The following is a 20,139-nucleotide window of genomic DNA, read 5'->3' on the forward strand; positions in this document are numbered from 1 at the left end:
GCTCAGGTGCTGGGCGGGATGACGTTGAACGTCTCGCGACTCGCCTCTCTGGGTAGCCGGGCGTTGAGCGGATGGAACTGCTCCTGGCTGCGGTCCACATAGGCCAGGATCTCGTGATAGCGGCGAATGTTGCGGACGTAGATCACCGGCTCACCGCCACGGGCGTAGCCGTGGCGGGTCTTTTCATACCAGCCGCTCTCCTGGAGCAACGGCAGCGAGCGTCGAACATCCCCCCAGACATCGGGGTCGCCGCCACGCTGACGGGTGATATCGCGCGCGTCATAGAGGTGCCCCAGCCCTACGTTGTAGGCTGCCAGTGCCATGTAAAGGCGGTCGTCGCCGGTGATCGACTCGGGCAGTCGTTGCTCGAGGCTTCTCAGGTAACGCGCGCCGCCATCGATGCTTTGCGCCGGATCGAGGCGGTTGTCGACGCCCAGGTCGCTGGCAGTGGGACGGGTCAGCATCATGAGTCCGCGGACGCCGGTAGGAGAGGTCGCCTCGGGATTCCAGTGGGATTCCTGATAGCCCACCGCGGCCAGCAGTTTCCAGTCGAAACCGGTGTCGCGGGCGGACTGGCGGAATAGCTGGGCATAATCCGGCAGCCGTTTCTGGGCATGAGAGATGAAGGTGCGTGCACCGACATATTCGAGATAATTGTCGCGGCCGAAATAGCGTGTCTCGAGTCGCTGGAGCAGGCCATTGTCCTGCATGTCGGCGAGGAAGCGGTTGGCCTCGCGTACCAGTCCCAGGCCTTGGCCAGCGGGAAAGGCCCAGGCCAGGGAAAGCGGCTTGCCGAACCGGAAACCGTCCTCGACCTCGGGGAAAAACAGGCGATTGAGTCGGAACTGGTGCTCGAAGACCACGGCGGCGTCCAGGTCGCCATTCGCGACCTGGCTCAGCAACGAGGCGACCTCCATATCGCTGGATTCCTTCCAACTCAATTCTGGGTATTCGGCCTGGAGTTCGCGCATGACAGTATCGGTGCCGGTGCCACTCAGGGTGCCGATCTCCAGGCCTGGCAGGTCTTCGATACCGCTGGGCGGCGGGAGGCCTCGGCGGTAGACCAGCAAGGGTTGCAGCGGCATGATCGGACGACTGAAAATCACACCCTCGCGCCCCGGATCGAGTGGCAGGGCGGCGGCACCCATATCCCCCTGCTGACGCACTGCGCCGAGCACATTGGTGGTGTTGTGGTCATCATTGAGCGCCAGGCTGACATTGAGGTGGTCGGCAAAGCGGCGCATCAACTCGTATTCGAACCCGGTGGGCCCCTGGCGGCCTTCGTAATAGGTGGTCGGGGTATTGCGGGTATGCACGCTGATGAAATCCCGTTGCAGCACGTCCTGCAAATGCGGTCCAGGCTCGCTGTTCGGCAGCACTGGGAATAGCATGAGCGGCAGTGTGACGCACAGTGTCAGGTAGCCGCGCCAGTGGCGGCGGACATGGTTGAACCAGGATGCGAGCATAGTGGCGATGAGCGGCAGCAAGACCCTCCACCTTACCCAGCCTCCCTCCGGCTGTCATCATTCTCGATTTCTCGCGACCGGCGCTTTCCAGTATCATGTGGGCATTCAGTCGCCGGCTGCGGCCCTTCAAGGACGACTGGCTCAACGCCGATGCGGCTCACTCATCGAGTGGTCGTGGGTTGAGGCCTGAGCCGGTTGTTCGGCGCTTCCTTCATTTTGCGTCCTTCACATTTTGTTCGCTTCAGAGGCCCGAGGATATGCTCGAACTGCGCGGTGCGCCCGCTTTATCTGCTTTTCGTCACGCTAAGCTACTGGATGCCCTGCGTAGTGCGGTGCCCGATGTCGAGGCGCTCGAAGCCGACTACGTGCACTTCGTCGATCATGACGGGGAACTGGCCGATGATGACCGGCGGCTGCTCGAGCGCTTGCTGGACGACGGCACGGCGCGCGAGGCGTCGCCCAGCGCTCGGGGGCGCCTGTTCCTGGTCGTGCCGCGGATCGGTACCCAGTCGCCCTGGTCATCCAAGGCGACTGACATCGCCCACAACTGTGGGCTGACGAAGGTTCGCCGCCTGGAGCGGGGAATCGCCTATCGGGTGCAGTTCGCCGGAGAGCTTTCCGAGGCGGACTTCGAGGCCGTCACGACAGCGTTGCATGACCGCATGACCGAGACGGTGTTGTTCGATGCCTCGGACGCCGCCCGCCTGTTCGCGCATCATGAACCGACCCCGCTCGGCCAGGTGGATCTTCTGGAGGGCGGCCGCGCGGCGCTGGAAACGGCCAACGTCGAGCTCGGCCTGGCGCTCGCCGAGGACGAGATCGACTATCTGTGCGAGGCCTTCCGCGGGCTCGAGCGCAATCCCACGGACGTCGAACTGATGATGTTCGCCCAGGCGAACTCGGAGCATTGTCGCCACAAGATCTTCAACGCCGACTGGGTGGTGGACGGCGAGGCGCAATCGCACTCGCTGTTCAAGATGATCAAGAACACCTTCGAGGCTTCGCCGGACGACATCCTCTCCGCCTACAGCGACAACGCGGCGGTGATCCGGGGCAGCGAGGCCGGGCGTTTCTTCGCCGCGCCCCTGACCGGCAAGGCGGCCGATCGCGCCGTCTACGGGACCCATCAGGAGTCGGTGAACATCCTGATGAAGGTGGAGACCCACAACCATCCGACGGCCATTGCCCCACACCCCGGGGCGGCCACCGGCGCCGGCGGCGAGATCCGCGACGAAGGCGCTACCGGTATCGGCGGCAAGCCCAAGGCGGGCTTGACCGGCTTTACCGTGTCCAACCTGCGTATTCCCGAATTCGTCCAGCCCTGGGAAGCCTTCGACTACGGCAAGCCCGAGCGCATCACCAGTGCGCTGTCGATCATGCTCGAGGGGCCCGTCGGCGGCGCGGCCTTCAACAACGAGTTCGGCCGCCCCAACCTGACCGGCTATTTCCGCAGTTATGAACAGGATGCTCTTGGCGCCGACGGCATCGAGCGCCGGGGCTATCACAAGCCGATCATGATCGCCGGCGGCTATGGCAACATCCGCGAGGATCATGTTCAGAAGGGCGAGATTCCCGTCGGCGGCAAGCTGATCGTCATGGGCGGGCCGGCCATGCTGATCGGTCTGGGCGGCGGCGCCGCCTCCTCGATGGCCTCCGGCGCGTCCAGCGCCGATCTGGACTTCGCCTCGGTGCAGCGTGACAACCCCGAGATGGAGCGTCGTGCCCAGGAAGTCATCGATCGCTGCTGGGCGCTGGGCGACGACAACCCGATCCGCTTCATCCACGACGTCGGGGCGGGCGGACTCTCCAACGCCCTGCCGGAGCTGGTCAAGGACGGCGAACGGGGCGGACGCTTCGAATTGCGCGAGATACCCAATGCCGAGCCCGGCATGAGCCCGCTGGAGATCTGGTGCAACGAGGCCCAGGAACGCTATGTGCTGGCCGTGGCACCGGACGATCTCGAGACCTTCGAGGCGCTGTGCCGTCGCGAGCGTTGCCCCTATGCAGTGGTTGGCGAGGCCACCGAGGCGCATCATCTCGAGGTTCGCGATGGCCATTTCGCGACCCGGCCGGTGGATTTGCCGATGAGCGTGCTGTTCGGCAAGCCGCCGAAGATGCAGCGTGAATTCGAACGTCAGGACCGCGAGTTGCCGGGCATCATGCTCGACAACCTGGACCTGCGCGAGGCCATGGACCGGGTGTTGCGCCTGCCCACGGTGGCCTCCAAGAGCTTTCTGATCACCATCGGCGACCGCTCCATCACCGGCCAGGTGGCCCGCGACCAGATGGTCGGGCCCTGGCAGGTGCCGGTAGCCGATGTCGCCGTGACGACTGCAACCTTCGATACCCACGCCGGCGAAGCCATGGCCATGGGCGAACGCCCGCCGGTGGCGTTGATCGATCCCGCCGCCAGTGCTCGCCTGGCGGTGGCCGAGACCATCATCAACCTGGCGGCGGCGCCGATCGCCAAGCTCGGTGACATCAAGCTCTCGGCCAACTGGATGAGCGCGGCCAGCCACCCCGGCGAGAACCAGGCGCTTTACGATGCCGTTCGGACGGTGGGCATGGAACTCTGTCCGGCGCTGGGCATCGCCGTGCCGGTGGGCAAGGACTCGATGTCGATGCGCACGGCCTGGGAGGCCGAGAACGACAAGGGCGAACGCGAGGAGAAAAGCGTCACCGCGCCGCTGTCGCTGATCACCACCGGCTTTGCGCCCGTCATCGACGCCCTGCGTACCCTGACCCCCGAGATCAACTTGGAGCAGGACGAGTCCGACCTCATCCTGATCGATCTCGGCGGTGGCCGGAATCGTCTCGGTGGCTCGGCCCTGGCCCAGGTCTACGGGCAGGTCGGTGACGAATGCCCCGACCTGGACGACCCGGAGGATCTCAAGGCGTTCTTCTCGGTGATCCAGGGGCTCAACGCCGACGGCAAGCTGCTGGCCTATCACGATCGCAGCGACGGCGGCCTGCTGGTCACGCTGCTGGAAATGGCCTTCGCGGCGCATGCCGGCCTGGAAATCAAGCTCGACTGGCTGATCGACGAGCCCACCGATGCCTTCAACGCCTTGTTCTCCGAGGAGCTCGGGGCGGTGATCCAGGTCTCCCGCGAGCATACCGAAGAGGTGCTGGCGCAGTTCGCCGGTGCGGGCATCGAAACCTGTGGCGTCATCGCCCGGCCGCGCTATGACGACCAGGTGCGGGTGACGTTGTTCGAGGAGCCGTTGCTCGAAACCACGCGCCTGCTGGCGCAGCGTACCTGGAGCGAGACCAGCTACCGCATGCAGGCGTTGCGTGACAACGCCGAGTGCGCCAAGAGCGAGTTTGACAACCTGCTCGACAGCCGCGATCCGGGGCTTTCGGCGGCGCCGACCTTTGATGTCGACGAGGATGTCAGCGCGCCCTTCGTGAACACCGCGCGCCCGCCCATGGCCGTGTTGCGTGAGCAGGGCGTCAATGGCCACCTGGAGATGGCCTGGGCCTTCGACCGGGCTGGTTTCGAGGCCGTTGACGTGCACATGAGCGATATTCTAGGGGGCCGAGTAAGCCTGGAAGACTTCAAGGGCCTGGTGGCCTGCGGCGGCTTTTCCTACGGTGATGTGCTGGGTGCCGGCGGCGGCTGGGCCAAGTCGGTGCTGTTCAATGAACGTGCACGCGACCAGTTCGCCGGCTTCTTCGGCCGCGATGACAGCTTCGCGCTGGGCGTCTGCAACGGCTGCCAGATGTTGTCTCAGCTCAAGGAGTTGATTCCCGGCGCCGAGCATTGGCCGCGCTTCGTGCGCAACGAGTCCGAGCAGTTCGAGGCCCGGGTCTCGATGGTCCGCGTAGAGCAGAGTGCCTCGATCCTGCTCGCCGGCATGGAGGGGTCGCGGCTGCCGATCGCCGTGGCCCATGGTGAGGGGCGTGCCGAGTTCCGTGACAGTGCTCATCTGCGCCGCATGCAGGGCAGCGCCCAGGTGGCCCTGCGTTATCTCGACAATCACGGGCAGGCGACCACGCGCTATCCCGCCAATCCGAACGGCTCGCCGGGCGGTATCACCGGTTTGACCACCCCGGATGGCCGCGTGACTATCATGATGCCGCATCCGGAGCGCGTGGCCAGGGCGGTGACCAATTCCTGGCGGCCGGCCGAGTGGACACGTGACGGCGCCTGGATGCGCCTGTTCCGCAACGCTCGGCGTTGGCTGGGCTGAAGGCAGACGGCGGGGCCACCAGAACCCGCCATGCAAGACGCCGACGCCTGGCTGGGCGTCGGCGTCTTGCCTTTGTCTCTGCTTATGCTGCCTCGGTTTGGCGCGGGGTCAGGAGGCGTTATTGTCCGAGGCGCCGTCCTTGTGCTTCAGATGCGATTCCACATCATCGAGTAGACTGCGGAATTGTGCCTGAAGACGGTCATAACGCCCGAAATCATGACCGCACTCCTCGCAATAAACATGGTACTGCCCCTCTCGGCTCGGCGGCAGGCGCTTCCAGGGGCTGCCGCATTCCGGACAATTGGGGCTGGTCTTTTGAGTGGTCATGCAAGGTTCTCCCTTAGGGCAATACGAGATAGTTCATTCTCATACTACCTAGGTATCACGCCTGTGTGCCCATAGGTCAAGCCATGCTCGGCCGTTTTGCTGTCGGCAGCGGTGGCGGAAGGTGGCAAGATGGCGACGTTTCACCGCAAGAGTGACCCTATGAGCATCTCTTTCGCACCACGATTGCGTCCTTATCAACAGGACGCGGTAACCCGAGTGATCGAGCATTTTCGAGCCAGTCATGACCCGGCCGTGGTGGTGTTGCCCACTGGCAGCGGCAAGTCGCTGGTGATCGCCGAGCTGGCTCGTCTGGCACGGGGCCGGGTGCTGGTGCTGGCGCATGTGCGCGAGCTGGTGGAACAGAATCACGCCAAGTACGAGGCCTACGGGCTCGAGGCAGACATCTTCAGTGCTGGCCTCGGCAGCAAACGGGCGGCGCGACAGGTGGTGTTCGGCTCGGTGCAGTCGGTGGTGCGCAACCTCGACGCCTTCGGTGAGTGTCTCGATGCACAGGGTGGCGAGCATGGTGCCTTTTCGTTGCTGGTAATCGATGAGTGTCATCGGGTCTCGCTGGACGATGATTCGAGCTACCGGCGTGTGATCGAGGCCCTGCGTCGCCACAACTCGCATCTCAAGATTCTCGGCTTGACCGCCACGCCGTACCGGCTGGGGCAGGGCTTTGTCTATCATCGGCACTACCATGGCATGGTGCGTGGCGATGACGATTGCTTCTTTCGCGAGTGTGTCTTCGAGCAGCCGCTGCGCTTGATGGTCAAGCAGGGCTACCTGGCCGAACCGCAGCGCGTCGACGCGGCAGTGGCCCGCTATGATTTCTCGCGGTTGGCGCCGGGTGCCGGCGGGCACTTTCAGGACGCTGAGCTCGATCAGGTGGTGGCCGGCCATCGTGCCACGCCGGCCATCGTCGCCGAGGTGGTGGCGTATGCCGCCGAACGTCAGGGCGTGATGCTGTTTGCCGCCACCGTGGTGCACGCCGAGGAAGTGCTCGGTCATCTACCGGAGGGACAGGCGGCACTGATCACCGGTGCCACGCCGTCCGACGAGCGCCAGGCGTGCATCGAGGCCTTCAAGGCGCGGCGTCTCAAGTACCTGGTCAATGTGTCGGTGTTGACCACCGGCTTCGATGCGCCCCATGTCGACCTGATCGCGATTCTTCGACCCACGGAATCGGTCGGGCTTTACCAGCAGATCATCGGGCGTGGTTTGCGGCTGGCCGAGGGCAAGCGCGATTGCCTGATCCTCGACTACGCCGGCAATCCCTGGGACCTCTATGCCCCCGAGGTGGGCAGCCCCCGGCCAGCGCCGGACACCGAGCCCGTCCAGGTCGAATGTCCCGCCTGCGGTCACGCCAATCTCTTCTGGGGGCGTCGCGACGGTGAACTGGTGATCGAGCATTTCGGGCGCCGTTGCCAGGGGCTGATCGAAGATGACGCGGGCCGACAGCTCCAGTGCGATTTTCGCTACCGCTTCAAGGAGTGCGAGCATTGTGGCGCCGAGAACGATATCGCCGCGCGTCGCTGCCATGGCTGCCAGGCGATGCTGGTGGATGCCGACGACAAGTTGCGCGAGGCCTTGCGCCTGCGTGACGCCATGGTACTGCGCGTGACCGGCATGCAGCTCGAAGTGACGCACAATGGGCGTGGCTTGCCGCGTCTCAAGGTCACCTATCACGATGAGGACGGCGCGACCCTGAATGAGTGGTTTGCGCTGGAGACGCCGGCCCAGCGCGGCGCCTTCGCGGCGGTCTTTCTGCGCCGTCATCTGCGGGCGCCGGGAGCGGACTGGTGGCCACGGAGTCCGGCGGAAGTCGTGGCGGAGCGGCGCCGGTTGAAAGCGCCGGACTTCGTCGTCGCTCGCAAGACCGGGCGCCACTGGCAGGTGCGCGAGAAGTTGTTCGATTATGCTGGCCGCTACCGAACCGCCGATGCGGCCGAGGCATGAGTCGCCGTTGGAGGCCGGGTGGCTTACCTTGGTGGGGTGGCTCTTGGTAGACTTCACGGTCAACCAACGGGCGTGTTTCCGCCAGCAACGTCGCAGGAGGCCAGGCCACGCGTGAGCGATACGCCAACGACCGCCGATGGTGAGGCGAGTGCCGCGCAGGATGTCGAAAATAGTGCGGCGGTGCTCGGTCGGCTGTTCGACGAGCCGATCACCCAGTTGCCGGAGGATCTCTATATCCCGCCGGAGGCGTTGCGTGTCTTTCTCGAGGCTTTCGAGGGGCCGCTCGATCTGCTGCTCTACCTGATTCGTCGCCAGAACCTGGATATTCTGGCCATCAACGTGGCGGCCATCACCCATCAGTACATCGAGTACGTGGAACTGATGAAGGCCATGGAGATCGAGTTGGCCGGCGAGTATCTGCTGATGGCGGCGATGCTGGCCGAGATCAAGTCGCGCACCCTGTTGCCGCGCCCTCCCAAGGAGAGCGACGAGGACAACGAGGAAGATCCCCGCGCCGAGCTGATTCGCCGCTTGCAGGAGTACGAGCGGCTCAAGAGCGTCGCCGAGTCGTTGGCCGACCTGCCCCGGCTGGGGCGCGACTGGTTTCCGGCGCGGGCAGCATTGCCGCCGCTCGAGTCCCGGGTGATCCACCCCGATGTGGAACTCGATGAATTGCTCGGCGCGCTGGCGGGTATACTGCGACGGGCGGAGCTCAACCAGTCTCACCAGATCAGCCGTGAAGTGCTTTCGACTCGCGAGCGCATGCTGGCGATCATGGAGCGCCTGAGTCACGAGCATCACACGCCCTTCGAGGCGTTGTTCAATCTCGAGGAAGGGCGCGCGGGCGTGGTCGTCACCTTCATGGCGATTCTCGAGCTGGCCAAGGAATCCTTGATCGAGATCGTGCAGAATGCGCCGTTGTCGCCGATCCACGTGCGTGCCCGGGCCGGGACCGAGGCACAGGAAGGTGACGAGGACTTCGAGGAGGAGGGCGACGTGGGTGAGAGTCCCTTCGCGACGCAGGACGAGGATGGGAGCGAACCGGCATGACCGCCATGGAATATCCCGAGGCGCTGGACGATATTCTCGAGGCTGCCCTGCTGGCGGCCGGCGAACCCTTGCCGCTGGAGCGTCTTGAGGCACTTTTCGATGACCACGAGCGCCCGCCGCGTCGCGCCCTGCGCGAGTCGCTGGAGCGTGTCGAGGGGCGTCATGAGCGCGGTGCCATGGAGCTGCTCGAGACTGCCACAGGCTACCAGCTGCGCATTCGGCCGCGGCTGTCGTCCTGGGTGTCGCGGCTGTGGGATGAACGCCCACAGCGCTATTCGCGGGCGCTGCTGGAGACCCTGGCGATGATCGCCTATCGTCAACCAGTGACGCGGGCCGACATCGAGGAGGTGCGCGGGGTATCGGTGAGCGGTTCCATCATGCGCACTCTGGTCGACCGAGGCTGGGTGAGGGTCGTGGGGCACCGTGATGTGCCTGGACGCCCGGCGGTCTATGCCACCACGCGCTCCTTTCTCGACGACTTCGGCCTCAAGACGCTCGATGAACTGCCGCCGATGCACGAACTCAAGAGCTTCGGCGAGGAAGAGACCTATCAGGAGGACGAGCCGCCGCCGCCCCAGCAGGACGTGCTGGCGCAGGCGGATGAGTCGCTCGATGAGCCCGAGGAAGAAGGTGGCGCCGAGGAAGAAGGTGAAGCCGAAGAAGAGAGCGACCGCGAACTCGAGGCGTCACCGGCAGCGGCCGGAGCCGAACGGGCGGAAGCGCCGGCTGGGTCTGAAGAATCATTGGCCGGGACGGCCGACGAGGATGAAACACACGCCGGGACGGCGTCCGAGCGGACGAGTCCGAGCTTTGCCGATATCGAGGCTCGGTTGTCCGAGCGTGCCCGTGGCCGCGTCGACGAGGATGCTGCTGCGGGGACGGAATCCACGACAAGTGAGACAGATGACTGATGAGTGACACCAGCGAAAAACTGCAAAAGGTCCTGGCCCGGGCGGGGCTGGGTTCGCGCCGTGAAATGGAGACCGCCATCGCCGACGGGCGGGTCAAGGTCAACGGTCAGGTGGCGACCCTGGGAGACCGGGTCGAGCTGCGCGACAAGGTGGCCTTCGACGACCGTCCGGTGGCCCTGCGCGGTGCCGACGAAGTGCCGCGCAGGGTGATCATGTACAACAAGCCGGAGGGCGAGTTGTGCACGCGCAAGGACCCGGAAGGGCGTCGTACCGTCTTCGATCGCCTGCCGCGCCTCAAGGGCGAGCGCTGGATCGCCATTGGCCGCCTGGACATCAACACTAGCGGGTTGCTGCTGTTCACCACCGACGGCGAGTTGGCCAATCGATTGATGCATCCCGCGACCCAGATCGAGCGCGAATATGCGGTACGCGTGATGGGCGAGGTGACCATGGAGCATATCAAGGCGATGGTCGAGGGCGTGATGCTCGATGACGGTCCGGCACGTTTCACCGATGTGCAGGAGTTCGGCGGCGAGGGCATTAATACCTGGTTCCATGTGGTCCTCATGGAGGGGCGTAATCGCGAAGTGCGCCGGCTATGGGAGTCGCAGAACCTCACTGTCAGCCGCCTCAAGCGCGTGCGCTATGGCAACATCTTCCTCGACAAGCGAGCCAAGGCGGGGGAGTGGGTCGAGCTCGGTCAGGACGAGATCGACGACCTGGCCGAACAAGCGGGGCTGTCATCGCGCAAGGTGCCGGAACTGACGCCTGATGAGAAGAACCGCTGGAGCCGCGACAAGAACAAGCGGCGCCCAGTACAAGGCATGCGAAAGCCCAAGCCATCCAAGTCTCGAGGGCGTTGATCGGGCGGCGATAAAAAAATCGCTTGCCAGCGACCGGGTCCATACGTATTATTTGCACCCGTTCGGCAGGGGTCGTTAGCTCAGTTGGTAGAGCAGTTGGCTTTTAACCAATTGGTCGTAGGTTCGAATCCTACACGACCCACCATCCGAACCCGTATTGGCCTTCGGGCCATGCAGGGTCGTTAGCTCAGTTGGTAGAGCAGTTGGCTTTTAACCAATTGGTCGTAGGTTCGAATCCTACACGACCCACCAGATATTACGCCCCCGCCTCGTTTCGAGGCGGGGGCGTTTTCGTTGGTCGGACTGTCGGATCACGACACGTCGCCGGGCCTGCCGAGCTTGCAACCTGAACGTGTCAGCGTCATTATCAGAAGACGTCATTTTTCTTGCGCCGATGATCGCGGAACGCGAGTCGGTTGCAAACGGCGCGGGTCGACCACAGCGAGAGACGCAGCGGTTGACCCTCTGGTGTGTCGAGCCGTGCGGAGTGCACGAGACCCGGCACCTGGTGTAATGCAGGGGGAGCCCCTGCCGGTCACAGTGGTAGACACGATGACGATCATGACTTCCCGTGCCGAGCTGCGCGAACAGCTGGCACGCCGCTATTGCCCCACCCGCATTCCCGCCGAGGACGAGGCGCGCGTCGAGGAGATCAAGCGACTGCTCGAGGCCAACAATGCCGTCCTGGTGGCCCATTACTACACCGATGATGCCATCCAGCAACTGGCCGAGGAGACGGGCGGTTGCGTGGCCGATTCCCTGGAGATGGCACGCTTCGGTGCCCGTCACGAGGCCGATACCCTGGTGGTGGCCGGCGTGCGTTTCATGGGCGAAACGGCCAAGATCCTGTCGCCTGAGAAGCGTGTGCTGATGCCGACCCTCGAGGCGACCTGCTCGTTGGATGTCGGCTGCCCGGCCGATGAGTTCTCGGCGTTCTGCGATGCCCATCCGGATCGCACCGTGGTGGTCTATGCCAATACCTCGGCGGCGGTGAAGGCGCGTGCCGATTGGGTGGTGACGTCTTCCATCGCTGTGGATGTGATTGAGCACCTGCAGGCGCGAGGCGAGAAGATCTTGTGGGCGCCGGACAAGCACCTGGGTGGCTACATCCAGCGCAAGACCGGCGCTGACATGCTGCTCTGGGACGGCGCCTGCATCGTCCACGAGGAGTTCAAGGCCAAGGGGGTCGAGGATCTCAAGGGAGTGTATCCCGGCGCCGCAGTGCTGGTGCATCCGGAATCGCCATCCTCGGTGGTCGAGTTGGCCGACGTCGCCGGCTCCACTTCGCAGCTGATCAAGGCCGCCAAGGAGCTGCCCCAGCAGGAGCTTATCGTGGCCACCGATCGGGGCATCTTCTTCAAGATGCAGCAAGCGGTGCCGGACAAGACGCTCTTTGAAGCCCCCACTGCCGGTGATGGTGCCACCTGCAAGAGTTGTGCCCACTGCCCGTGGATGGCGATGAACGCCCTGGACAACCTGGCTGGCGCCCTGCGTAACGCCAGCGGCGAGATCTTCGTCGACGAAGCGTTGCGGCAGCGTGCGCTCAAGCCGCTGGAGCGGATGCTCAACTTCAACGCCTGACCATCGGGCCCCGGCAGCCTCCGTCTGGCATGCCTGCGCCTCTCATGCCAGAATCGGTGTCCAACCTGGACATCGAGACCGTCAGGCGGCAAAGCGCCCGCCCGAGGCGGCGTGACTGAGCAAGAGGACACCATGCCCGAGTATCGCTCCCGAACCACCACCGCCGGTCGTAACATGGCCGGCGCCCGCGCCCTGTGGCGCGCCACCGGCATGAAGGATGATGATTTCCACAAGCCGATCATCGCCGTGGCCAACTCCTTCACCCAGTTCGTGCCGGGCCATGTGCACCTGAAGGACATGGGCCAGCTGGTGGCGCGGGAGATCGAGAAGGCTGGTGGCGTGGCCAAGGAATTCAATACCATCGCTGTCGATGACGGCATCGCCATGGGCCACGACGGCATGCTGTATTCGCTGCCGAGTCGCGACATCATTGCCGACAGCGTCGAATACATGGTCAATGCGCATTGCGCCGATGCGTTGGTGTGCATTTCCAACTGCGACAAGATCACCCCGGGAATGCTGATGGCTGCGATGCGCCTCAACGTGCCTGTGATCTTCGTCTCCGGTGGCCCCATGGAGGCCGGCAAAACCAAGCTTTTGGATCATGGGCTGGACCTGGTCGATGCCATGGTCATGGCCGCCGACGACTCGGTAGACGACGAGACGCTCTCCGAGGTGGAGCGTAGTGCTTGCCCGACCTGCGGTAGCTGTTCGGGCATGTTCACCGCCAATTCCATGAACTGCCTGACCGAGGCGCTGGGGCTGGCACTGCCGGGCAACGGCACCGTGGTGGCGACCCATGCCGACCGGCGTCGCCTTTTCGAGACGGCGGGGCGGCGCATCGTCGAACTGGCCAAGCGTTACTACGAGGGCGACGAGGCGCACCTGCTGCCTCGTGCCATCGGTTCCAAGGCGGCCTTCAAGAACGCCATGACGCTCGATATCGCCATGGGCGGTTCTACCAACACCATCCTGCACCTGCTGGCCGCCGCCCAGGAGGCCGAGATCGATTTCACCATGACCGATATTGATCGCCTCTCCCGGGAAGTGCCCCAGTTGTGCAAGGTGGCGCCCAATACCCAGAAATACCATATCGAGGACGTACATCGTGCCGGCGGCATCATGGCCATTCTCGGCGAGCTGGACCGCGCGGGAGTGCTGGATACCCGGGTGCCGACGGTTTACGGCGACAGCCTGGCCGAGGCGCTCGCCGAGTGGGACATCATGCGCTCGCCGAGTCCCGAAGTGGTGGAGTTCTTCCGGGCCGGTCCTGGCGGCGTGCCGACCCAGGTGGCGTTCTCTCAGAGCGCCCGCTGGCCGAGCCTGGATGGCGACCGCGCCACTGGCTGTATTCGTGATCTCGAGCATGCCTTCTCGAAGGAGGGTGGGCTCGCCGTGCTGCATGGCAATATCGCGCGTGATGGCTGCGTGGTGAAGTCCGCCGGGGTCGACGAGTCGATCCTGGTGTTCGAAGGGCCGGCCCATGTCGTCGAGTCCCAGGACCAGGCCGTGGAGCACATCCTCGGCGGTCAGGTGAAGGAAGGCGATGTGGTGGTGATTCGCTACGAGGGCCCCAAGGGCGGTCCGGGCATGCAGGAGATGCTTTACCCGACTTCCTACCTCAAGTCGAAGGGGTTGGGCAAGGCGTGTGCCCTGCTCACTGATGGTCGCTTCTCCGGCGGTACCTCGGGGCTTTCGATCGGCCATGTCTCGCCGGAAGCCGCGGCGGGAGGCGCCATCGGCCTGGTCGAGAATGGCGATACGATCCGTATCGACATTCCCGGCCGCGGCATCAATGTCCTGCTCTCCGATGAAGAACTCGAGCAGCGCCGGCAGGCTCAGCAGGCGCGCGGACGAGACGCCTGGAAACCGGCCATCCAGCGTGTGCGCAAGGTATCCGCGGCGCTCAAGGCCTATGCGCTGCTGGCGACATCCGCCGACAAGGGCGCGGTGCGTGATCTGACCAAGCTCGACTGAACGCTTGGCTCCCGGATTGGATCGCCCCGGCACGCGCTTGCCGGGGCTTCATCTTTGTTGTTGCTAGGACGCTTTGGTATGAAGACTCAGACCCTCAACGTTGGCCTGATCGGCTTCGGCATGGCCGGCAGAACCTTTCACGCGCCGCTGATACAGGAGGCGCCGGGCCTGGAGTTGTCCGCCGTGGTCAGCGGCGACACGGCGAAGGTGCAGGCGGTGTATCCCCAGGTGACGGTGCACGCCAAGCCTCAGTCGTTGTTCGCCGACCCGGATATCGACCTGGTGGTGATCGCCTCGCCCAATGAGTCGCATTTTCCGCTGGCCAAGTCCGCGCTATCCGCCGGCAAACACGTGGTGATCGACAAGCCCATGTCGGTATCGCTGGCCGAGGCGCGCCAGTTGAAGTCGCATGCCGAAAATGCGGATCGCTTGCTCAGTGTCTTCCACAATCGACGCTGGGACAGTGACTTTCTGACCCTCAAGTCGCTGCTCGAACGGGGCGAGTTGGGGCGCGTCGTCGCCCTGGAGTCGCGATTTGATCGTTTCCGCCCGCATGTCAGCGATCGCTGGCGGGATCATCATCGGCCCGGAAGTGGTATCTGGTTCGATTTGGGGCCGCACCTGCTCGATCAGGCCCGCGAGCTGTTCGGCATGCCGCGGGCGATCCTTTTGGAGCTGTCGACCGCGCGGGACGGCGCCGAGATCGACGATGACTTCCTGGCAGTGCTGGATTACGACAATCTGCGCGTGATGCTCGGAGCCAGCTCCCTGGTGGCCGAACCGACCCCGCGTTTCGCGGTGTATGGCACCCAGGGCAGTTTCGTGAAGTATGGTCTCGATCCCCAGGAGGCCTGGCTCAAGGCCGGTGAAACGCCGCAAGTGGGCTGGGGCGTGGATGACAGCCCCGGCCGTCTGACGCTCGATGAGGGGCCGGGCGATGAGGTGTCGCTGGTCAGCCATGAGCTGCCCTGCGAAGCGGGTGACTATCGAGCCTATTATGACGGTATCGCCGAGACGCTGCTGCGCGGTACGCCACCGCCGGTGACGGCCGAGGAAGCCCTGGAAACCATGTCGCTGCTCGAGGCCGGACTGGACAGTTATCGCCAAGGGCGCTGGGTCAAGCTCAAGGAAGGCAACGGCGTTCGTCGTCGGCTGCTGCATGCCCAGGGTGGCGGCAGCTCCGCCTGATAACGCCTTGCCGCCGGCTCACCGCAGTCGTCTCACCGCAGCCGTCTCACCATAGAGAGGAAGGCGCAGGCGACTCGGCGCGTAATTTGTCTCTGGCGATGAACAGGGCGGCGATGGCCCGGGCCTCGTGGAAATCGTCTCTCGCCAGCAGGGCGCCGATTTCGTCGATGGCGTGGGTCTCCACGATCAAGGGCTCGGGTTCATCGCCGGGGAGTCGTTTGGGGTAGAGGTCGGTGGCAAGCATGACCTGCATGCGATGGCTCATGTAGTTGGGGGCCAGGGTCAGTTCCACCAGCGGCTCGAGGCGGTGAGCGCCGAATCCGCACTCTTCCATCAGCTCGCGATTGGCGGCGGTCACGACATCTTCGCCGGGATCGACCAGGCCCTTGGGCAGGGTCAGGGCGTACTCCTCAAGGCCTGCGGCATACTCGCGAATCAACAGCACATGCTCGGGGTCGGGCATGGCGACGATCATCACCGCGCCGTTGCCCCTGACATTGCCGCCCAGCCGCTCGAAGGTCCGCTCGGCGCCATTGGCGAAGCGCAGTTCCATTTCCTCGACATTGAACAGACGGCTCGTGGCAACGCTGCGTCGTGACAGGACATGCGGTTTAGCGTACTGGTCGGCCATGGGGGCTCCGGTCGATGGGGCATCGAATGCGCCGTGAGTGTCGATTGGTTACACTATCACGTCTATCATCCGCGAGACGCCACCGCGCCACCCATGAGGAGCCCATGATCGACTGGCGTGCTATTGATACCGTCCTGCTGGACATGGACGGCACACTGCTGGACCTGCACTTCGACAGCCACTTCTGGCTCGAGCACCTGCCTAGGCGCTACGTGGAGTTGCATCGACTCGACGAAGCCACCCAGGAGGAGGTGCGCGCGCGCATCATTCGCGAACAGGGCACCCTGGACTGGTACAGCCTGGCCTATTGGCGCCGTGAACTGGGCGTCGACATCCTGGCCCTCAAGCGTGAGGTTCAGCATCTGATCGGCCTGCGTGGCGATGCACTGGATTTCCTGGCCTGGCTCAAGCAGGCCCATCCGCGTGTAGTCCTGGCGACCAATGCCGACCGCGAGAGCCTGGCGCTGAAGCTACCGCTGACGGGTCTCGAAGACTACCTGGACGCCATCGTCTCTTCCGCCGACCTGGGCGTGCCCAAGGAAGAGCAGGCGTTCTGGTTCGCTCTGCAGGAGGTCGAGCCCTTCGAGCCGGCCCGCACTTTGTTCATCGACGACAATCCTTCGGTGCTGGAGAGCGCTCGCGAGTTCGGCATTCGCCATCTGCTGGGCATTCTGCAGCCCGATAGCCAACGACCGGCCCGCGAGCTCGAGTCCTTCGTCGCTCTGGACCGGTTCGCGGCGCTGTTGCCCGAGGACCTGCCGCCCCACGGAGGTGCTCATGAGTGATATCAGGCTCGACAAGTGGTTATGGGCGGCGCGCTTCTTCAAGACCCGGGCGCTCGCCAAGAAGGCTATCGAAGGCGGCAAGGTGCATTACAACGGTGGTCGTGCCAAGACCAGCAAGAATGTTGAAATCGGTGCGCTGATCAAGGTGCCCCAGGGCTGGGACACCTGTGAGGTCGAGGTGGTGGCCTTGTCGGATCAGCGGCGTGGCGCCCCCGAGGCCCGCGAGCTTTACCGCGAGACCGCGGAAAGCGAGGCGAGGCGCGCGAAAGAGGCCGAGAGTCGCCGTCAGGCCAACCAGGCCATGCAGCACCCGCTCAAGCGACCCGACAAGAAGCAGCGCCGCGAGATCAAGCGTTTCATGCGAGAGCAGGGCGGGGAATGAAGGCAGAAGGAAGAGGTAAGAGGGAAGTCACCAGGGGCTGATATCTTCCTTCTTCTCTCTTGTTTCTCACCACTTATCTTCAGGCAGATTCATGACCGATCAGATACAGCGTTTCCTCTTCGACAACACCAATGTGCGTGGTGAGGTCGTTTCCCTCGAGAAGGCTTATGCCGAAGTCCTGGAACGGCACGATTATCCGCCCGCGGTGACTCGGCAGCTCGGAGAGCTGCTGGCCGCCGTGGCGCTGCTCACAGAGACCGTCAAGCTCGATGGCACCATGAGCATCGAGGTTCGGGGCAAGGGCGCCTTGTCGTTGCTGATGGCCGAGTCGAACCCCGGTGGCGAACTGCGTGCTATCGCCCAGTTGGATGAAGATGCGGCGATCCCCGGTGACGATGCCGGTTTCGCCGAGCTGTTCGGCGAGGGGCAGATCACCATCACCCTGGATCCTCGTGAAGGGCGCCGCTATCAGGGCATCGTCACGCTGGAGCGGGACAACCTGGCCGGATGTCTGGAAGATTACTTCAGCCGCTCCGAGCAGTTGCCCACACGAATCTGGCTGGCCGCCGACTCGCAGCGCTCCGCAGGCTTGTTGCTGCAGCGCCTGCCCGACGAATCCTTGAATCAGGACGAGGACGCCTGGGAGCGCATGGTGCAACTGGCCGCTACCCTTACCGCCTACGAGCTGCTGTCGCTGGAACAGCATGACTTGCTGCATCGTCTGTTCCATGAAGAGCAGGCCCGGGTGTTCGAGCCCAAGGCCCTGCATTTCGGCTGCAGCTGTTCCCGCGAGCGTATCGCTGGGGCCCTGCTGAGCCTGGGTAACGAGGAGCTGCGCGAGATCCTGGCCGAGCAGGGCGGAATCGCCACCCAGTGCCATTTCTGCCATACCCGCTACCAGTTCACCGTTGCCGAAGTTGAGGCGATGCTCGATGATCCGGATGGACCGCCGCCGACGGTTCACTGAACCGGCCGGGTAAAGAGGTCAGTCTGGATAATGTAGTGATTGGTCATGATGTAGTAGTAAAACTACAAGAACGTCGGGTAATGTCGGCATTTCCCGGTGGCCGGGTTTTTGCCATAATGCGCTCCACTCATCCAAGCGTGGGTGCCGCCGAACACGAGACGGGTAACCGCATGCGGCGTTCGCGGGATGGGCAGACACGCGTCAAGGACGCCCGGCAAACGAGAGAGAATTGGCCGTAAGGCCCAGGAATCGACATGACCACGACTCAAGCCGTTTCACAGGCTGCCAGTGCGCAGTCCGCCACCGCCCACGTCAACCTCAGCAGCGCCGAGTTGGTCGAGCGTGCCGTGGCCAATGGCGAAGGCCGTCTGGCAGCCAATGGCGCACTGGTGGTGAATACCGGTCAACGTACCGGCCGCTCGCCCAAGGATCGTTTCATCGTCGAAGAGCCGTCCACCAGCGGCCAGATCGACTGGGGTAGCGTCAACCAACCGTTCGACGCCGACAGCTTCGATGCCCTGTGGGGGCGTGTCGAGGCCTATCTGAACGCCGGCGAGCGCTATGTGTCCGAACTGCACGTGGGCAGCGACCCGGTTCACTACCAGCCGGTTCGCGTGACCACCGAAACGGCCTGGCACAACCTGTTCGGCCGCACCATGTTCGTGCGCCCCGAGCCCTATAATCCGTCTTCCAAGGATGAGTGGACCATCCTCAATGCGCCTTTCTTCGAGTGCGACCCGGCGCGTGACGGTACCAATTCCGATGGCTGCGTGATCATCAACTTCGCCGCGCGTCGGGTGCTGATCGCCGGCATGCGCTATGCCGGCGAAATGAAGAAGGCCATGTTCTCGGTGCAGAACTTCCTGCTGCCGGCGTCCGACGTGCTGCCCATGCACTGCAGCGCCAATGTTGGCGAGGATGGCGAGACCACCCTGTTCTTCGGCCTCTCCGGAACCGGCAAGACCACTCTGTCCGCCGATCCGTCGCGTTTCCTGATCGGTGACGACGAGCACGGCTGGGGCGTGGGAACCGTCTTCAACATCGAGGGGGGGTGCTATGCCAAGTGCATCGATCTCTCCGAGAAGAACGAGCCGGTGATCTGGAATGCCATCCAGTTCGGTACCGTGCTCGAGAACGTGGTCCTCGATGACCGTCGTGAGCCGGATTACGCTGACGACAGCCTGACCCAGAACTCGCGCGCCGCCTACCCGCTCGAGCACGTCGAGAAGCGCGTGGCCGAGAATCGCGCCGGCGAGCCTAATGCCATCGTCTTCCTGACCTGCGACATGAGCGGCGTACTGCCGCCGGTCTCGGTGCTTTCCAAGGAAGCAGCAGCCTATCACTTCCTGTCCGGCTACACCGCCAAGGTGGGCTCTACCGAAATGGGCTCCTCCGAGGGGCTGGCAGCCACTTTCTCTACCTGCTTCGGTGCGCCTTTCTTCCCGCGTCCGGCCCGTGAGTACGCCGACCTGCTGATCAAGCGCGTGGCCGAAAAGGACGCCCAGGTCTATCTGGTCAACACCGGCTGGACCGGCGGTGCCTATGGCGAGGGCGGTGCGCGTTTCTCGATTCCTACCACCCGCGCCATCATCCATGCTATCCAGTCCGGCGTGCTGCGCGATGTAGAGACCAAGCGCATCGAAGGCCTCAACCTGGATGTGCCGACCGCCGTACCGGGCGTCGAATCCCGTCTGCTCGACCCGCGAGAGACCTGGTCCGACCAGGCAGCCTATGACCGCCATCTCGAGGAGCTGGCCGGCAAGTTCGTCGATAACTTCAAGAAGTTCGACGGCGTCAGTGAAGCAATCGTCAAGGCCGGTCCCAGCCTCGACTGAGTCTGCCGGGGACGACACTGAACA

At 64.1% G+C, this 20,139-nt stretch carries 15 protein-coding genes and 2 tRNA genes; 14 read left to right on the top strand and 3 right to left on the bottom strand.

Annotated elements, in window-relative coordinates:
• Positions 1-2: 2 nt before the first annotated feature.
• The gene (gene mltF, locus FZZ93_RS07620) at positions 3-1,466 is read right to left on the bottom strand and encodes a membrane-bound lytic murein transglycosylase MltF (protein ID WP_149321855.1); all 1,464 of its coding nucleotides are present in this window, start codon (positions 1,464-1,466) and stop codon (positions 3-5) included.
• Between the two features lie 257 nt (positions 1,467-1,723).
• On the opposite strand from mltF, the gene purL reads away from it, so the two are divergent.
• Positions 1,724-5,659, top strand: a complete 3,936-nt coding sequence (gene purL / locus FZZ93_RS07625) for a phosphoribosylformylglycinamidine synthase (protein ID WP_149321726.1) — start codon at positions 1,724-1,726, stop codon at positions 5,657-5,659.
• Positions 5,660-5,767: 108 nt separating this feature from the next.
• On the opposite strand, the gene FZZ93_RS07630 is transcribed toward purL, so the two are convergent.
• The gene (locus FZZ93_RS07630; protein ID WP_149321727.1) at positions 5,768-5,986 is read right to left on the bottom strand and encodes a hypothetical protein; all 219 of its coding nucleotides are present in this window, start codon (positions 5,984-5,986) and stop codon (positions 5,768-5,770) included.
• A 159-nt stretch (positions 5,987-6,145) separates the two neighbouring features.
• On the opposite strand from FZZ93_RS07630, the gene radD reads away from it, so the two are divergent.
• From radD to FZZ93_RS07675, 9 genes are all read left to right on the top strand, one after another.
• On the top strand, positions 6,146-7,945 hold the full coding sequence (gene radD / locus FZZ93_RS07635; protein WP_149321728.1) for a DNA repair helicase RadD: 1,800 nt from the start codon (positions 6,146-6,148) through the stop codon (positions 7,943-7,945).
• A 111-nt stretch (positions 7,946-8,056) separates the two neighbouring features.
• Entirely contained in the window at positions 8,057-8,995 is a 939-nt protein-coding gene (locus FZZ93_RS07640; protein WP_149321729.1) for a segregation and condensation protein A, read from the top strand.
• Positions 8,992-9,906, top strand: a complete 915-nt coding sequence (gene scpB / locus FZZ93_RS07645) for an SMC-Scp complex subunit ScpB (RefSeq protein WP_149321730.1) — start codon at positions 8,992-8,994, stop codon at positions 9,904-9,906. Before FZZ93_RS07640 ends, scpB begins: the two co-directional genes overlap by 4 nt.
• Positions 9,906-10,769 (top strand): 23S rRNA pseudouridine(2605) synthase RluB, encoded by an 864-nt coding sequence (gene rluB / locus FZZ93_RS07650; protein WP_149321731.1) that lies wholly within the window; start codon positions 9,906-9,908, stop codon positions 10,767-10,769. Before scpB ends, rluB begins: the two co-directional genes overlap by 1 nt.
• 69 nt (positions 10,770-10,838) lie before the next feature.
• Positions 10,839-10,914 (top strand) — tRNA-Lys (locus FZZ93_RS07655).
• A gap of 31 nt (positions 10,915-10,945) precedes the next feature.
• Positions 10,946-11,021 (top strand) — tRNA-Lys (locus tag FZZ93_RS07660).
• 300 nt (positions 11,022-11,321) lie between these two features.
• Positions 11,322-12,350: a quinolinate synthase NadA gene (gene nadA / locus FZZ93_RS07665; RefSeq protein WP_149321732.1), complete on the top strand. Its 1,029-nt coding sequence runs from the start codon at positions 11,322-11,324 to the stop codon at positions 12,348-12,350.
• Positions 12,351-12,482: 132 nt separating this feature from the next.
• On the top strand, positions 12,483-14,327 hold the full coding sequence (ilvD, locus tag FZZ93_RS07670; RefSeq protein ID WP_149321856.1) for a dihydroxy-acid dehydratase: 1,845 nt from the start codon (positions 12,483-12,485) through the stop codon (positions 14,325-14,327).
• Positions 14,328-14,405: 78 nt separating this feature from the next.
• Positions 14,406-15,515, top strand: coding sequence for an oxidoreductase (locus tag FZZ93_RS07675; protein ID WP_149321733.1), 1,110 nt, complete (start codon positions 14,406-14,408; stop codon positions 15,513-15,515).
• A 46-nt stretch (positions 15,516-15,561) separates the two neighbouring features.
• Here the strand turns inward: FZZ93_RS07675 and nudE are convergent, their stop codons facing one another.
• Positions 15,562-16,146 carry an ADP compounds hydrolase NudE gene (gene nudE, locus FZZ93_RS07680; protein WP_149321734.1) on the bottom strand — a complete coding sequence of 195 codons (585 nt, stop codon included), beginning with the start codon at positions 16,144-16,146 and terminating at the stop codon, positions 15,562-15,564.
• Positions 16,147-16,250: 104 nt separating this feature from the next.
• On the opposite strand from nudE, the gene yrfG reads away from it, so the two are divergent.
• The 4 genes from yrfG (at position 16,251) to FZZ93_RS07700 (ending at position 20,115) form a co-directional block, all read left to right on the top strand.
• On the top strand, positions 16,251-16,931 hold the full coding sequence (gene yrfG, locus FZZ93_RS07685) for a GMP/IMP nucleotidase (RefSeq protein ID WP_149321735.1): 681 nt from the start codon (positions 16,251-16,253) through the stop codon (positions 16,929-16,931).
• Positions 16,924-17,313, top strand: coding sequence for an RNA-binding S4 domain-containing protein (locus FZZ93_RS07690; protein WP_149321736.1), 390 nt, complete (start codon positions 16,924-16,926; stop codon positions 17,311-17,313). The genes yrfG and FZZ93_RS07690 overlap by 8 nt, the downstream gene beginning before the upstream one ends.
• A 91-nt stretch (positions 17,314-17,404) precedes the next feature.
• On the top strand, positions 17,405-18,280 hold the full coding sequence (gene hslO / locus FZZ93_RS07695) for an Hsp33 family molecular chaperone HslO (protein WP_149321737.1): 876 nt from the start codon (positions 17,405-17,407) through the stop codon (positions 18,278-18,280).
• 254 nt (positions 18,281-18,534) lie between these two features.
• Positions 18,535-20,115: a phosphoenolpyruvate carboxykinase gene (locus FZZ93_RS07700; RefSeq protein WP_149321738.1), complete on the top strand. Its 1,581-nt coding sequence runs from the start codon at positions 18,535-18,537 to the stop codon at positions 20,113-20,115.
• Positions 20,116-20,139 lie beyond the last annotated feature (24 nt).

Origin of the sequence: Halomonas eurihalina, assembly GCF_008274785.1 — a bacterium.
Classification (GTDB): Bacteria; Pseudomonadota; Gammaproteobacteria; order Pseudomonadales; family Halomonadaceae; genus Halomonas; species Halomonas eurihalina.